Here is a 14149-nt window from a genome sequence, read left to right as displayed (position 1 = left end):
TGTCGCAGAGAGGATTGACGGGCCAAGCAGTGTTTCAGGGCTTTTTAGCCCAGGCCAGCAGAGGCGCCGTGCGTGAATGCATATCCAGCCGCGCTTTCAGCCGCACCAGATTCCAGTAATGGCCATTCAGGGCCCGCGACAGCAGCAAGGTATCCGCCGGTGGCTGCAGGCGATCCATAGCCGCCCAGACCTTGGGCGTCAGTTCGCGCAGGCGGCGATGCACGCGCACATCACTGAAATCCTGCTCACCCGGCGCAAACAGCGGTGATACGCACTCAGCAGATTCCCGATATAAAGACAGCGGCGCGCCCTGCCCCTGACGTCCGCCCATCTTGAGCAGCGCGTCATCCATCGCCATTGCGTCCTGGGCCAGGGTGGCATCCAGCAACTGCATCATGGCTTTCAGGCGTTCTTCCGGCACCGGAATCACCGCGCCGAAATCATAGATCACCAAGCGCCCTTCATCGTCGGCGGCAAAATTCCCCGCATGCGGGTCGGCATGCAGCTCGCCATAGGTGAACAACTCTTTGGTAATCCAGTCAGCCAGCGTTTCGGCAACCTTCTGGCGGCGCGTATCATCGGCACTTTCCAGATCGCGCAGTGGCGTCCCGTCAACAAAGCGCATGGCCAGCACATGCTCGCCGGAAAGCTCGAACAACGGCTCTGGAATCACCAACCGTGGGTCATCCTGATAACGCTCCCGGTAGCGCGCCAGCGCCTTGGCTTCTGCGTGGTAATCAAGCTCTTCACGCAACCCGGCGGCCAGTTCTTCAAACAGCGCATCCAACCTGGCCTGAGGTACTTTGAACCAGCGCCCCAGGCGCATCAGCCGCCTGACCTGTTTCAGATCACTCTCCAGCACATCCGCAAGGCCCGGGTACTGAATCTTGAGCACCACGGTTTCACCGGCAGCGGTAACCGCACGATGCACCTGCCCCATGGAGGCACTCGCAAAGGGGCGCTCTTCAATCTGGGTAAAGTGAGCCTCAATATCGCCATACTGGAGTACCAGTGCTTCACGGATACGCGGCCACGGCATCGGCTCCGCCTGACGCTGCAGGCGCGCCAACTCATCGGCCAGATCCTGGGGCAAGAGATCATCCCACTGGGACATGATCTGCGCCAGCTTCATGGCCGGGCCTTTGAGCTCGGAAAGCCCCTCGAACAACGCCTCACCCAAGGCACGCCAATCCGCCTGCCCACCCATTCGGGTCTTTAGCAAAGCCCCGCCCGTTCGGGCACCCAACCCCATCAATCGCCGTGTTCTTCCGCGCTCACGCATGGCGCCACTCCCTTCAGATCAATTCACTCGAATCAGCTCAGTTTACCCAATGGCTTCTTCTTGTACAAAATATTTATACAAAAGATATACAAGATAGCTTGATAAGGGTGTTTGCGTTGTCATGTACCTTTTAACTTCATCAGGTTAACCTTGAACATCAGGCTTTAACTGTCACGCCATGGCACCTACCCGATGACACCGACACTCCCCATCAATATTAATAACCTGCTTCACCACCGAACGGTGGAAAGCGAACGCATTGAATACAAAGAAGGCTGGAACCCTGAGTCTATCCTGCATACCTTGTGCGCCTTCGCTAACGATTTCCACAACCTGGGGGGCGGTTATATTCTGGTGGGCGTGGCTGAAAAAGATGGCCAACCGCAACTGCCGCCAGCCGGTTTATTGCCGGAACAGATCGACGCCATTCAAAAAGCGCTATTGAACCTTGGGCATTCAGCGATTGCGCCGCCCTTTCATCCGCTAACCGCTACCTATGAGATTCAGGACAAAACCATTCTGGTGCTATGGGCGCCGGGGGGTGAAACACGCCCTTATAAAGCCAAAACAAGCTTGAGCAAGAAAAGTGACTGGGCCTATTACCTGCGTAAACATACCAGCACAGTGAAAGCATCGGGTCAGGATGAACGCGAGCTTTTACGTCTGGCCGCCACCGTGCCCTTTGATGATCGCTATCGCCAAACCGCCGGTTTAAGCGACCTTTCCCCTTACTTGATGCGTGATTTTCTGCACGACATTGGCAGCGAGTTAGTCGCTGAAGCCCGCGAGCTGGATATTGAAACCCTGGGCCGACGGATGAATGTGGTGGGCGGCCCTAGCGAAATGGCCTTTCCTAAGAATGTGGGGCTATTGTTCTTTAACGAGCAACCCGATCAGTTCTTTCCAGCGACTCAGATAGACGTGGTGTATTTTCCTGACGGCGCCGGAGGTGACCACTTTGAAGAGAAGATATTCAAGGGGCCACTGGGGCGTATCACTCGCGATGCGCTGGACTATATCAATCGCAGCTACATAAAAGAGGGCGTGACAAAACACCCTGATCGTCCTCAGGCCGAACGTTTCTGGAATTTTCCCCAGACGGCCATTGAAGAAGCCGTGGTGAATGCGGTGTATCACCGCTCTTATGAAATTCGTGAGCCGATTGAAATCCGCATTGATGGCCAGGAGCTTATGGTACTCAGCTTTCCAGGCCCAGACCGTTCTATTCGCTTGCAGGATCTACAGGTAGGTAAAGCCGTTAGCCGTCGCTATCGTAACCGGCGTATCGGCGAGTTTCTAAAAGAGCTGGATTTAACTGAAGGCCGCTCAACAGGCGTGCCAAAAATCCTTCGAGTGATGAAAGCTAACGGATCCCCAGAACCCGTATTTGAAACGGACGATGAGCGTAGCTACTTTTTAATTCGCCTACCCGTTCATACCGGGTTTTCGGTTGATGAAGAATTGATACCTGAAGCAGCTGATCAAGTAACCGAACAAGTAACCGAACAAGTAACCGAACAAGTAACCGAACAAGTAATGCGATTGTTACGGGTTTTGGTTGAAGAATCCCTAAGCACCAAAGCGTTACTCAAGGCTTTATCCCTAACGCATCGCCCAACGCTTTTACAAAACTATTTGCAGCCAGCATTGGCGCTGGAATTAATTGAAATGACCCAGCCTGATTCGCCGCGCAGCCCAACTCAGAAATACCGCCTAACCAAGCTGGGCAAGCAGGTGCTGGCCACCAAGGATATGCCTCAATGAACACCGCCGCGATTCAGCATAAGGCACTGCCATGCGTTTGATTATTGCCGAAAAACCCAGCCTGGCACGTGCCATTGCCGAGGCCCTGCCGGGGCGCGCTCAGCGTCAGGAGGGGTTGATTCAGTGCGGCGACACCACCGTTACCTGGTGCCTGGGGCATTTACTGGAGCAGGCAGCGCCGGAAGCCTACGACGCCGCCGACAAACAGTGGCGGCTGGACCGCCTGCCGATTGTACCCAGCCGCTGGCAGCTTGCCCCCCGGCCAAAGGCGCGTGGCCAGCTCAGCGTGATTCGCAAGCTGCTCAAACAGGCAAAGATGGTGGTTCATGCTGGCGACCCGGATCGTGAAGGCCAGCTGCTGGTGCAGGAAGTCATCGAATACCTCAACTACCGTGGCCCGGTTCAGCGCCTGCTGGTCAGCGACCTTAACCGCCCGGCCGTGGAACGGGCGCTGGGTAAACTTCAGGATAACAAGGTCTTTCAGCCGCTTTACCGCGCCGCGGAAGCCCGTGCCCGCGCTGACTGGCTATATGGCATCAACCTGACCCGTGCCTGGACGCTCACCGGCCGCCAGGCAGGCCATGACGGCGTGCTTTCGGTTGGCCGCGTGCAAACGCCGGTGCTGGGGCTGATTGTGCGCCGCGATAACACCATTCGCGATTTCGTGCCTTACCCGTTCTATCCGCTATGGGTTGACCTGCAAGTGGCCCAGGGCCAACTGCGCGCCTGGTGGGCCCCCAAGCCGAACCAGCCGCTGGATGAACAAGGCCGCTTGATTGACCGCGCCCCGGCGGATGCCCTGGCGGCCAGTTTGCCCGGCACGCAAGGCTGGCTTTCAAAGCTGGACCAGCAGGAAAAACGCCAGAATGCCCCGCTGCCCTATTCGCTTTCCGCCCTGCAGGTGGATGCCGCTCGGCGCTTCGGGCTTTCCGCCCAGGCGGTGCTGGATGGTTGCCAGCGCCTGTATGAGCAGCACAAGCTGATCACCTACCCACGTTCGGACTGCCGCTACCTGCCGGAAGAGCACTTTGCCGGGATGCGCCAGCTACTCGGCAGTGCCTGCCAGAATGACGCCACGCTGAAAGGCTGGTACCAGGGTGCAGATTTCAGCCGCCGCTCCAAAGCCTGGAACGACAAACAGGTGGGTGCCCACCATGCCCTGGCACCCACCGGAAAACCCTTTGATGTCAGTGCCATTAGCGATATCGATGCCAAACTGTTCCAGCTGATCAGCCGCAATGTGCTGGCCCAGTTCTACCCGCCGCTGAAAACCTTCGAGGTCAAGGCCGAGTTCACCCTGCTGGAAGAAAGCTTTCGTGCCCGCGGCCAGCAGGTTCTCGACCCTGGCTGGAAACCGCTTTTCACCACCAGGGAAGAAACCCCACCGCTGCCGCCGCTCAGCGAAGGGGAAAGCTGCCAGGCGCTGAACGCTGGGGTAGAAGCCCGCGAAACCCGCCCGCCGGAGCACTTTACCGACGCCAGCATTATCAAGGCGATGATGAATATCAGCCGCTACGTGGACGACCCCGAGGTGCGCCGCACCCTGCGCGATACCGACGGCCTGGGCACCGAAGCCACCCGTGCGGGCATTCTCGAAACCCTGGTTCAGCGCGGTTATATCGTGCGCAAACACAAAGCTCTGCGTGCCACCCGCCTGGGCAGCGCATTGATCGCCGCCCTGCCCGGTGCGGTCAGCACACCGGAGCGCACCGCCTTGTGGGAACAGCGGTTAAGCGCCATCGCCGAACGCCAGGATGACCCGGACGCCTTCCAGAGCGCCCTGGTAAGCGACTTGCGCGAACTGCTCTTCCAAAGCGATGCAGGGAAACTGCGCCACAGCCTGCAAACCGCCCAGGGAGAAGCGGTGGCACCCGCCAAGCGCAGCGGAAAATCGACGAAAGGCTATACAAAACGCAAAACGACGAGCCCCCGTAAAAAGCCAACGGGGCGAAAAAAGACATCGTCTTCCGGTTAGCCCTTGGCAGTTCTTACCAACGGCGGCAACGCTGACACCTCTTTACGCAGCTGCTGCTTTTGTTTGTTGAGTGCAGCGTCAGAAGAGCTGGCTGATTTCTGCTTTGTGTCATTAGTAGAGGTTGCGTCGAAAGCCTTCAGCCAGGACTGACGGGCGCAAAGGTCCTGAAAATCGCCAAGCAGCTGCTGACGATGCTTCAATCTGGATAGCAGATGCTGATGACTTTTCGGGTCAAGATCCGCCAGGTAGCGGATGCGTTTTACTCCCTTGCGGAGTGAATGCAAGGCATCGTCTTTTGCCTCTAACGTAAGTGCCGCCAGATCGTAGTTATGGCGAGCAATGCGCTCATCCAGGACTGCCTTGATTCGCTTTGGCGTGAGTTTTTTACTCAGCGCCTTGCGAAAGGCTTTTGAACTGATAAATGCCTGCCAGTCCTCAAGTTCCCAGGCGTAGTCGGCGCCAGTGAGCTGCTGGCATATTGCATCGTGCTGTTCCTGCTGACGCTCCTGCAGCCATGGTTTCAAGAATGGTTTCAAATTACCTGCTGGCGGCGCTTCATCAAGGTGTTGCAGAAACACATCCAGATCGCGCAGATCACTGGTCGCCTGAGCACGACGCTTGAGACGTTTCAGCCTTTTTTTAAGGCCCGGCACCTCAATGATCGCTAACACGGATTCTCCAATCGCCCGGCTGCGACGCAGGTTCACGCGGTACTGGTGAAGGAACTCCGGATCAACGCCAGCCATCACACCAGGTTCCAGAGCTCTGATCGTCAAATACTGATGCGCCAGTAAGCCTTGAATACGGCGGGCCATGTCGGCATGGCCACGCGTTGATGGCTTGGGTTGCTGACGCTGGAAAAGTGGATAGCTGGCAGCGGCTGGCGTCACGCTTTTTGACAGAACCGCACAGCCTTTTTTTATCGCCGATGAAGGTACATCAGGCAGAGTGAGATGCAGCACACTGCCCGTGGGTAGCGAGTCAACCGGTGTCTTGCAGAGCCAGGCAACCAGCTCCTGCAACGCTGGGTTGTGGCCAATGATGAACACTTTTTCTGGATTGCCGGGCAACGCTTTTAACCATGCGCGCAACGCATCGCCTTCGAAGGTGTAAAGTGCCTCATCAAAATGCGCTTGACGGGGCTCCTTACGCTCGGGCAATTGCTCGACGATCCCATCAAAGGTTGCCCGTGAGCGAACCGCCGTGCTGACGTAAACCTCCCCTTCCAACGCCTGCCACTGCTCCAGCAAAGGCGCCATCGCCGCCGCCTGACGCTTACCGCGTTTGCGCAACGGCCTTTGATGATCAGCCACGCGGGTTTGTTTGGCCTTAGCGTGCCGCATCACATAGAGATGCTGCATGGACTCACTCCCGATCCAGATATTTAACATGGTTTTTAAAGCAGTCTTTAAAACAGTTTAGCCCATATCGACTCTCTGAAGCGTGAGTTTAACTGACGCTGATCAGCATGTTACCAATCAGGCCGAGCAGAAACCCTGCCACGGCACCCAGTGCCGGCATACTTTGCTGGGCGACTTTGGATTCCGGCGCGATATCCTGAAAAACCAGATAAAGAATGCCGGCACTGGCAAACAGCATCAAACCACCCAGGAGTGCCTCATATTGCGCCAGCAGGTAATACCCCAGTGCGGCAGAAAGGGGCCCCACCAGCGCCAAGCCACTAAAGGCCAGTACGATCTTGTTAGGCGGTATCTGCGCGTGGCTGTTCAACTCTTCAAAGGCGCTAAAGCCTTCGGGCAGGTTCTGTAGCACCATCAACAGCGCGAGCAGAAAGCCCGTGCTTCCGCCGACGGCAAATGCCGCTCCCAGGGCAATGGCTTCCGGAATAAAATCAGAAAGCATCGCCACCAGCTGGCCAGCCGGGCTGTTCAGCTTGCTTAAATAGCTTTCCAGAAAGTAAAAGCACACGCCGCCTAAGGCAAAACACAAGGCCGCCGGTAACGGCGAGAGCTTATTGACCCCTTCGGGAACAAGCACCAGGGCAACGGCCGAAATCAACGCCCCACCCCCGAAAGCAACAATAAAATGACGCCAGGACGTGCCTAATAGCGCAGGATGCACAAGGTCTAACCGGGCCAGCAACGCACCTGTTGGCATCGCCGCCCCGGCCAGTAATGATAAGAAGAGAATATAAGTGATTTCCGTCATACAATACCGGTGACCATCTCTGAGTGAATATGCCAATGACATAGGGCTGAACAGCAATGCGAGGTAACGCACCCCGCCCCGATAATCAATCGGCGCTGATCGTCGTCTCTTCATCATTGAGTAGTGGGGGCATCGGGCAGTCAAGAATATCGGCTGTAGCGCGAAAAAGCTCCGCTTCCGCCGCACTGACCACGCCGTTGTGCTCGATACAAGCGGCCATCGCCTGCAGTAGCATCGGCTTGTGCATGGGTTTCAAACGTCTTAAGCGTTCAACTGCCATACTCAGCGCCTGCATATCCGACACATCTATCTCGGCATCACCATGAAGCGCAAACGGCAGCTCTTTGGCAGCAACGGCCAGCGCTTTATGCATTTCTTCAGCATCATCCTGCCCGGCACTCGCCAGGACAGTAAGCAGGCGCTGACATTCCCGGTCCAGGTCCTTTAGTTTCAGGTTGGCAGGACCACTCCCCCGATCTATCAGATTATTCTGCAATAGCTGATGGAGCGTCCATTCAAACAGGCTGGTCTTACCGTCAACCTGAATCAGGCGCTCAATACACAGGCGAAAATGCTGCGTCTGATCCAGGCTCAGCGATTTCAACGCGGGCAGCGAAAGCTCCACCAGGGGCAGGCGTAACTGGATATTGAGGTTTGCCACTTCCGGCGCCAGCGCCAACAGCTGTTCATATACGTCTGGCAGGGCAATCTGTTCCAACGTTTTCAGCTGCTGATCACGTTCGTGTTTATCGTCAGCCAGCAACAAGGCATACATGAGGGCACGCGCAGAATAGGGTTCATGGGCAGCGTCATTGATGCGCTGTGGCAAAGCATCCAGCCTTGCCCTGGCCTGCTCAAGATGCCGCTCATCGGGCTGCCCCACAGAGGCGATGGCCGTGCGGGCAGAAGCCGCCGTGAGAATCGCCGCTAGCGGGCCGCGTCCCAGCCCTGGCCCCGGCCTGGAATCTTGCTCATCGTCCTGGTCAGTGGCTGCGCCCTTTTCATCGTCGCCAGCCATCCGGGTGAGCTCAAAACTGCCGTCCCAATCAGGCATAATCCGCTGTATACGCTCGTTGACCGGCGGATGCGTCGACATCATCTGGCTGAGTTTCATCCCCTGGCCGAAAAACAGATGGCTGAACTCTGCTGCCTGAGGTGCCTGCAGACGTGACCCCTGAGCATGGGCACCCACCTTGATCAGGGCATTGCCAATGCCTTTGGGATTACGGGTATATTGCACAGCCGACGCATCAGCCAGATATTCGCGCTGACGGCTGACCGCAGATTTAATCAGGTTGCCAAAGAAAGTACCTGCGTAGCCGACCAACATCAGCACCGCCCCAAGGGCCAGTATCACCACCGCCGAATTATTACGTTTGCCACGCCCCACGCGTCGAAAGCGCATACTGCGCAACAACATACCGCCCAGCAAGCCGATAACCAGAATACCGTGCAACACACTGACCAGACGAATATTCAGGCGCATGTCACCATGCAGGATATGGCTGAACTCGTGGGCCACCACGCCTTGCAGTTCTTCACGGGTCAAGTGACGTATGGTGCCTCGGGTAATACCGATGACCGCATCTTCCGGACGGTGCCCTGCCGCAAAGGCATTAATGCTGTCCTCTTCCATGACGTAGACCGAAGGCACCGGAGTGCCCGAGGCAATGGCCATTTCTTCCACGACGTTGAGAATGCGGCGTTCATCACTGTCGCGGGTGTTCATATTAATCTCACGCCCACCAAGCGCTTCTGCCACTGCTCGGCCACCACGACCTAGTTGGTGCTGCTTGAACAAGCCGCCCAACACCACGACGGCCAATACCGCAACAGCAACTACACCCACCAGTTCAATGGAAAACGCAGACGTTATTCCGGCGACAGAGAATCCGCCTTGCGGGGTGGACGAACTACCATTCATAAAGTGCAAACCGATCACAATTGCTACGGTGGCGACGGCGGTCAGCGCCACGATAGCCAGAATCATCAGTACAACCAGACGCCCGGTGTTGCGCCGGGCCTGATCCTGGGCGGTAAAAAAATCCATGGTTCTACCTGCCTTTCGCTATGAGGAGAGAGGGTATCTAGAAGGACACCTTGGGCGCGACCTGAATTTCGGCACTGTCTTCAAACTCCAGCAGGGACGCATCCTGCCCATGGCCGAACATCCCCGCCACCGCCACAGGGGGAAAGCTTTGCCGGTAAGTGTTGTATTGCATGACCGCATCGTTGAATGCCTGCCTGGAGAAGGCGACCTTGTTTTCCGTACTGGTCAACTCCTCAGAAAGCTGCTGCATATTCTGCGAGGCCTTCAGATCCGGGTAAGCTTCCATCACCACGTTGAGTCGCCCCATGGCCTGAGTCAAGGCCCCTTCAGCGCCACCCAGATCCGCAATCGCCTTGGCACTGCCCGGATTCTCAGCCGCCGCCTTGAGACCGGAAACCGCCGTATTGCGCGCCTCAGTCACGTTCTGCAGCGTTTCTCGCTCATGCTCCAGATAGCCCTTGGCGGTTTCCACCAGGTTAGGAATCAGGTCATGTCGGCGTTTAAGCTGAACTTCTATCTGCGCGAAGGCATTCTCAAAGCGGTTACTCAATGACACCAGACGGTTATAAATGGAGACCACATAGAAAACGATCACTGCAATGATCGCCAACACTATTATCAACGTCAGCATGGCAAGCCCCTTACTTGGATTTTTTGAATTCACGATTCACTGGTTTGCAATCAGCGCCCTTATCAAGCAAGCGTAACACCAAATACTGAGCGCGTAGTATTTGAGCGCGTAGTATTTGATAGCAAGTCCTGATAACGAGGGCTGACAACCAGTTCTGATAGCCTGTTCTGATAACCCGTTCTAATAACAATCCACCAGCAGGGCTCACCAGGCGGGTGCCGTAAGTAAATTTTATCGCTTTAACATTAACTTAAGGCACCAAAAAATGAAGCAAGGCTATTTAAACCTCGCTCAGGCACCCGGTTTGTTAAAACCCGTTTAATAAACAGTTTGTTAAAAAAAGCAAAACATCGACTTGGCAGGCAGATTAAAGTAATCCAGCTTTCATCACTAAACTTGATGTTGCGCTATTTCAGCATGCGCTTTTGAGGACGTACAACAAACCAGCTGGCCAGCACTAAACTGCCAAATACAGTGTAAACCAGCACAAAGGCCCAATCCGGCGCGTTAAAAAACAGCAGATTCTGTAGCCAATGCTGGATAAAGGAACCTGCGTAGATGGCTCCCCCGGCTTTTTCCCGTAATGCCATTTCCCATACGGTCAGCGGGCAGACAATACCCAGCCAGGATTGCACCACGACATAGCCAATGGCCAGCAGGTGCGCCACCCGCCAAACCCGGTGGCGCACCCACTGCCATTGGAGGAAATATCCCGCGTAAACCGCCAACAGGCCGAACACAACAAACGCGACAAAGAGGATGTGAAAAATCAGCACGCCATCGGCCATCAGTAGCAGTATTTGCCGAGACATTGTTACTGGCCCCACGCGTCGGCCGTGGCGCCTTTACTGATGCCTTCAAACACCACCACGCGAGTGGGCTCGCCGGATTGCTGGGCCACCTGACCGGCAATCCAGCGGGCGATATTTTCAATTGTTGTCGGGGTATCCAGAATCGCCGTTGCGGCTTTTGGCAGGCTCAGGGTAAATTCACCCTGGGTGGCACGGTATCGACACGTCACCCTATCGTCCGGGGAGGCTTCCACGATGTCTTGTGCTTCAATCAGGTAGCGATGTTGCAGCCAGTCGCTCCACTCTTCTTCCAGCGCTGGAACGCGTTCGCCGTGCTGGTGAATTTCCAGACGCGAACGGTGGCCATGGGCAATCCGTTGGCAGTTTCCCAGGTGGCGTTTCAGGCCATGGCTGTAACCAAACTCCGCGCCCTCAATGCGCTCCGCCTCCAGCGTCAATCGCACACCGGTGACGTTGGTGGGTAAACGGGCATTCAACAGCGCTTCACAGTGAGCCAGAATATCCGCTTCGCTCACCTTTGAGGTTGGTAGCGCTGTCAGCGCCTGAGACGGGGCTTTCATCTGAAATGGATACGGGCTTGTTGCCTCAAACAGGCAGGTTTCGTTCTGGCTGGTAACACTGACACCTTCTGCCTGTTCCGGCACCAGCAGGGTGTGATCCGGCCCATCGTCGAGAATCTGCTTGATCCAGGGTTTGACCTCGCCAAAATCCAGCAGCATACCGTCTGCGCCGATCTCGCCTTCCAGGGTCGCGTTGACCCGCCAACTCATTCCGGTCAGCCCATGCTCAGGGCTCCAGATAGAAACATCTAAATGTGTCAAATGATTAACAAATAGTGCCATTACTCGAAACCTGCGAATTTGTGTAGTTGCATGGACAGACGCCACTGCGGATGGTTCATGCAGTAAGCCACTGTCTGGCTGACCGGGTCGCCGGTGGGTTGGTTCAGGGCGCACTGATCCATCGGCTGAAGGTAGAAATGCGTAAAGTCGAGATCACGAAACTGCTCCGGCAAAGCATCCTGCTGCGGGTAAACCAGCTTAAGCTCATCGCCCTGCGTAACTACTAGCGGCGCCTGGCTTTTAGGGCTGACGCACACCCAGTCAATGCCCTCCGGAACCGTCAGAGTGCCATTGGTTTCCACCGCTATCTCGAAGCCCCGCGCATGCAATGCTTCTATCAACGGCGCATCCACCTGTAGCAGTGGCTCGCCACCGGTCATCACCACATAAGGCCTGGGAGGTTTGCCTTGCGGTATGGCGGGCCAAAGGGAGGCAATATGTTCCGCCAGCGCAGCGGCATTCGAAAACCGTCCGCCATTAACGCCATCCGTGCCGACAAAATCCGTATCACAGAAACGGCACACCGCTGAGCTTCGATCCTTCTCCCGGCCGGACCATAAATTACACCCGCTGAAGCGACAGAAAACGCTGGCACGACCGCTCTGTGCCCCCTCACCCTGCAGGGTGTAGAAGGCTTCCTTGACATGGTACATGGCTATTCCCCGCGAGCCGTTGGCCGGTCAGTTGGCATAGACGCGTAAGCGACAGGATCTTCAATGCCATTGGCAGCAAAGGCGTCAAGACGGTCGATACAGCTGCCGCACTCCCCGCAGGCCAAGGCCTCGCCCAGGTAGCAGGTCCAAGTATGCGCATAGTCCAGCCCCATCTGCAGGCCGTCGGCAAGAATATCCGCCTTGCTGGAATGCAGGTAAGGCGCATGCACCTTCACCGGGTTGAAATCCGCCAGCCCAGCAGCGTGCTGCATGGCGGCAACAAACTCAGGTCGGCAATCCGGGTAGATCAGGTGATCCCCCGCATGGGCACCATAATAAACATCGCGGGCACCAATATTGATCGCCTTGGCGATGCTCATCGACAGCAGGATCATGTTGCGGTTAGGCACCACGGTCGACTGCATATTGTCAGCCGCGTATCGCCCTGTCGGCAGAGGTTGACTAGCATCGGTCAGCGAAGAACCGTCAATAAGGCCGTGAATGGCACGGATATCCACCACCTGATGCGCGATACCCAGCATTTCGCAGACCTGTCGAGCCATCTCCAGTTCACGGGAATGGCGCTGGCCATAATCAAATGACAAGGCATGCACGCTGGAATGCTCACGCAGGGCGCGGTGCAACAGAGTGAAAGAATCCATACCGCCGGAATAGACCACCACTGCCGGGCAGTCGTGGGCAGGCGTAGAGGTAGGGTGAGACATGAAAGGCACTCATCGTCGGAGAATTTATCGTCAGTCAATGACCCGAATGACGGGTTACCGGGTTCCGGTCCGGCGGGGGCAATCTTACGTGGAGAACGTCTGGCTGGCTAGCAACCAGGCAAGGAAGCGGCAATGGGAGATGGCCAAAATTTCTATATTTTGAATAAATTTATTCAAAACGTTGACGAAATTAAAAAATGTATATATTTTTTAATGACTGGTTATTTTTACTCACCTGCTTCTACTAGCGTTGACGAGGTTTCCCATGAATGCACCTGCCAATATCCCAGCACAACAGCACCACGGCTTCTCCCTTGACCGCTCACCGCAGTCAGCGCGTCTGCTGCAACTGAGCTTTCCAAAGGAAACCGTTCAAGCGTTTCTGGATGCCGTCGCACAATGGCCGGTTCAGGCGTTGGAATACAAGTCTTTCCTGCGCTTCCGTGTTGCCAGGATTCTGGACGACATCTGCCACAACACCCTGCAGCCGCTGCTGATCGACACCATGGTTGACCGTGAGACCGGTGCGTTTCTGGTCACGCCGGAAGGGTTGGATCAGGTAGAACAGGCAGATGACATGGTGATGTTCGCCACCGCGGTTTCTCACCTGATGGGGCGTTCCAACTTCGATGCCATGAGCGGTCAGTACTACGCCCGCTTCGTGGTCAAGAACGTCGATAATTCCGATAGCTACCTGCGTCAGCCGCACCGCGTGATGGAACTGCATAACGACGGCACCTTTGTCGAGCAGGACACTGACTACGTGCTGATGATGAAAATCGACGAACAGAACATGGAAGGTGGCAACTCCCTGCTGCTGCACCTTGACGACTGGGAAGGGCTTGACACATTCTACCCTCACCCGTTGGCGCGTCGTGAAATGCGCTGGACCGCACCGCCAAGCAAGAATGTTGACCGTGATATTTACCATGCGGTCTTTGATGTGGACACCGAAGGTCGCCCGATCATGTCGTACATCGACCAATTTGTGCAGCCGAAGAACTTCGAGGAAGGCAACTGGCTGGCCAACCTTTCCGAATCGCTGGAAACCAGTGAGCAACGGCTATCGGTTCCCGTTTCCACCGGCAGCTTCCTGCTCATCAACAACCATTTCTGGCTGCATGGCCGTGACCGCTTCACGCCGCACCCGGATCTGCGTCGGGAACTGATGCGCCAGCGGGGTTACTTCACCCACGCAAAAACACTGCGCCAGCCGCGCCAGGTATAATGTAAAAACAATCAGCCA

12 protein-coding genes are annotated in these 14149 nt (G+C 56.1%); 3 read left to right on the top strand and 9 right to left on the bottom strand.

The genetic code is table 11. The features are described from left to right. Nucleotides 1-34: 34 nt before the first annotated feature. The gene (locus ACU6TU_RS06915) at nucleotides 35-1282 is read right to left on the bottom strand and encodes an ABC1 kinase family protein (protein ID WP_447143822.1); all 1248 of its coding nucleotides are present in this window, start codon (nucleotides 1280-1282) and stop codon (nucleotides 35-37) included. Nucleotides 1283-1474: 192 nt separating this feature from the next. On the opposite strand from ACU6TU_RS06915, the gene ACU6TU_RS06910 reads away from it, so the two are divergent. Together ACU6TU_RS06910 and ACU6TU_RS06905 are read left to right on the top strand one after the other, a co-directional pair. Beyond that, nucleotides 1475-3046, top strand: coding sequence for a Fic family protein (locus ACU6TU_RS06910; RefSeq protein ID WP_447143821.1), 1572 nt, complete (start codon nucleotides 1475-1477; stop codon nucleotides 3044-3046). A 31-nt stretch (nucleotides 3047-3077) separates the two neighbouring features. Continuing rightward, on the top strand, nucleotides 3078-5021 hold the full coding sequence (locus ACU6TU_RS06905; protein ID WP_447143820.1) for a DNA topoisomerase III: 1944 nt from the start codon (nucleotides 3078-3080) through the stop codon (nucleotides 5019-5021). Here the strand turns inward: ACU6TU_RS06905 and ACU6TU_RS06900 are convergent. The 8 genes from ACU6TU_RS06900 to queC all read right to left on the bottom strand — a co-directional run bounded on the left by ACU6TU_RS06900 (nucleotide 5018) and on the right by queC (nucleotide 12903). Then, complete coding sequence (locus ACU6TU_RS06900; RefSeq protein ID WP_447143819.1) at nucleotides 5018-6382, bottom strand: CHAD domain-containing protein; 1365 nt, start codon at nucleotides 6380-6382, stop codon at nucleotides 5018-5020. The two genes, ACU6TU_RS06905 and ACU6TU_RS06900, sit on opposite strands and share 4 nt — an antisense overlap. Before the next feature lie 88 nt (nucleotides 6383-6470). Further along, nucleotides 6471-7190 (bottom strand): ZIP family metal transporter, encoded by a 720-nt coding sequence (locus ACU6TU_RS06895; RefSeq protein ID WP_447143818.1) that lies wholly within the window; start codon nucleotides 7188-7190, stop codon nucleotides 6471-6473. A gap of 85 nt (nucleotides 7191-7275) precedes the next feature. After that, nucleotides 7276-9240 (bottom strand): M48 family metallopeptidase, encoded by a 1965-nt coding sequence (locus ACU6TU_RS06890; protein ID WP_447143817.1) that lies wholly within the window; start codon nucleotides 9238-9240, stop codon nucleotides 7276-7278. 37 nt (nucleotides 9241-9277) lie between these two features. Then, nucleotides 9278-9871 carry a LemA family protein gene (locus ACU6TU_RS06885; RefSeq protein ID WP_447143816.1) on the bottom strand — a complete coding sequence of 198 codons (594 nt, stop codon included), beginning with the start codon at nucleotides 9869-9871 and terminating at the stop codon, nucleotides 9278-9280. Between the two features lie 407 nt (nucleotides 9872-10278). Beyond that, nucleotides 10279-10683 carry a DUF2784 domain-containing protein gene (locus tag ACU6TU_RS06880; RefSeq protein ID WP_447143815.1) on the bottom strand — a complete coding sequence of 135 codons (405 nt, stop codon included), beginning with the start codon at nucleotides 10681-10683 and terminating at the stop codon, nucleotides 10279-10281. Nucleotides 10684-10685: 2 nt separating this feature from the next. Continuing rightward, the gene (locus ACU6TU_RS06875) at nucleotides 10686-11525 is read right to left on the bottom strand and encodes a 6-carboxytetrahydropterin synthase (protein ID WP_447143814.1); all 840 of its coding nucleotides are present in this window, start codon (nucleotides 11523-11525) and stop codon (nucleotides 10686-10688) included. After that, on the bottom strand, nucleotides 11525-12178 hold the full coding sequence (queE, locus tag ACU6TU_RS06870; RefSeq protein ID WP_447143813.1) for a 7-carboxy-7-deazaguanine synthase: 654 nt from the start codon (nucleotides 12176-12178) through the stop codon (nucleotides 11525-11527). The genes ACU6TU_RS06875 and queE overlap by 1 nt, the downstream gene beginning before the upstream one ends. Before the next feature lie 2 nt (nucleotides 12179-12180). Next, entirely contained in the window at nucleotides 12181-12903 is a 723-nt protein-coding gene (queC, locus tag ACU6TU_RS06865; protein WP_447143812.1) for a 7-cyano-7-deazaguanine synthase QueC, read from the bottom strand. A 265-nt stretch (nucleotides 12904-13168) separates the two neighbouring features. On the opposite strand from queC, the gene glaH reads away from it, so the two are divergent. Further along, a complete protein-coding gene (gene glaH, locus ACU6TU_RS06860) occupies nucleotides 13169-14131 on the top strand; it encodes a glutarate dioxygenase GlaH (RefSeq protein WP_447143811.1) in 963 nt (320 codons plus the stop codon). Nucleotides 14132-14149 lie beyond the last annotated feature (18 nt).

This window comes from Halomonas sp. LS-001 (genome assembly GCF_052983955.1).
Note: the sequence above shows the minus strand (reverse complement) of the source record. Positions and strands in the feature narration are given on the sequence as shown.

What these genes read in the sequence shown, in the direction of transcription:
- ACU6TU_RS06915 (WP_447143822.1), bottom strand. Translation starts at nt 1,282, where the DNA reads ATGCGTGAGCGCGGAAGAACACGGCGATTGATGGGGTTGGGTGCCCGA.
- ACU6TU_RS06910 (WP_447143821.1), top strand. Translation starts at nt 1,475, where the DNA reads ATGACACCGACACTCCCCATCAATATTAATAACCTGCTTCACCACCGA.
- ACU6TU_RS06895 (WP_447143818.1), bottom strand. Translation starts at nt 7,190, where the DNA reads ATGACGGAAATCACTTATATTCTCTTCTTATCATTACTGGCCGGGGCG.
- ACU6TU_RS06890 (WP_447143817.1), bottom strand. Translation starts at nt 9,240, where the DNA reads ATGGATTTTTTTACCGCCCAGGATCAGGCCCGGCGCAACACCGGGCGT.
- queC (WP_447143812.1), bottom strand. Translation starts at nt 12,903, where the DNA reads ATGTCTCACCCTACCTCTACGCCTGCCCACGACTGCCCGGCAGTGGTG.
- ACU6TU_RS06885 (WP_447143816.1), bottom strand. Translation starts at nt 9,871, where the DNA reads ATGCTGACGTTGATAATAGTGTTGGCGATCATTGCAGTGATCGTTTTC.
- queE (WP_447143813.1), bottom strand. Translation starts at nt 12,178, where the DNA reads ATGTACCATGTCAAGGAAGCCTTCTACACCCTGCAGGGTGAGGGGGCA.
- glaH (WP_447143811.1), top strand. Translation starts at nt 13,169, where the DNA reads ATGAATGCACCTGCCAATATCCCAGCACAACAGCACCACGGCTTCTCC.
- ACU6TU_RS06880 (WP_447143815.1), bottom strand. Translation starts at nt 10,683, where the DNA reads ATGTCTCGGCAAATACTGCTACTGATGGCCGATGGCGTGCTGATTTTT.
- ACU6TU_RS06900 (WP_447143819.1), bottom strand. Translation starts at nt 6,382, where the DNA reads ATGCAGCATCTCTATGTGATGCGGCACGCTAAGGCCAAACAAACCCGC.
- ACU6TU_RS06905 (WP_447143820.1), top strand. Translation starts at nt 3,078, where the DNA reads ATGCGTTTGATTATTGCCGAAAAACCCAGCCTGGCACGTGCCATTGCC.
- ACU6TU_RS06875 (WP_447143814.1), bottom strand. Translation starts at nt 11,525, where the DNA reads ATGGCACTATTTGTTAATCATTTGACACATTTAGATGTTTCTATCTGG.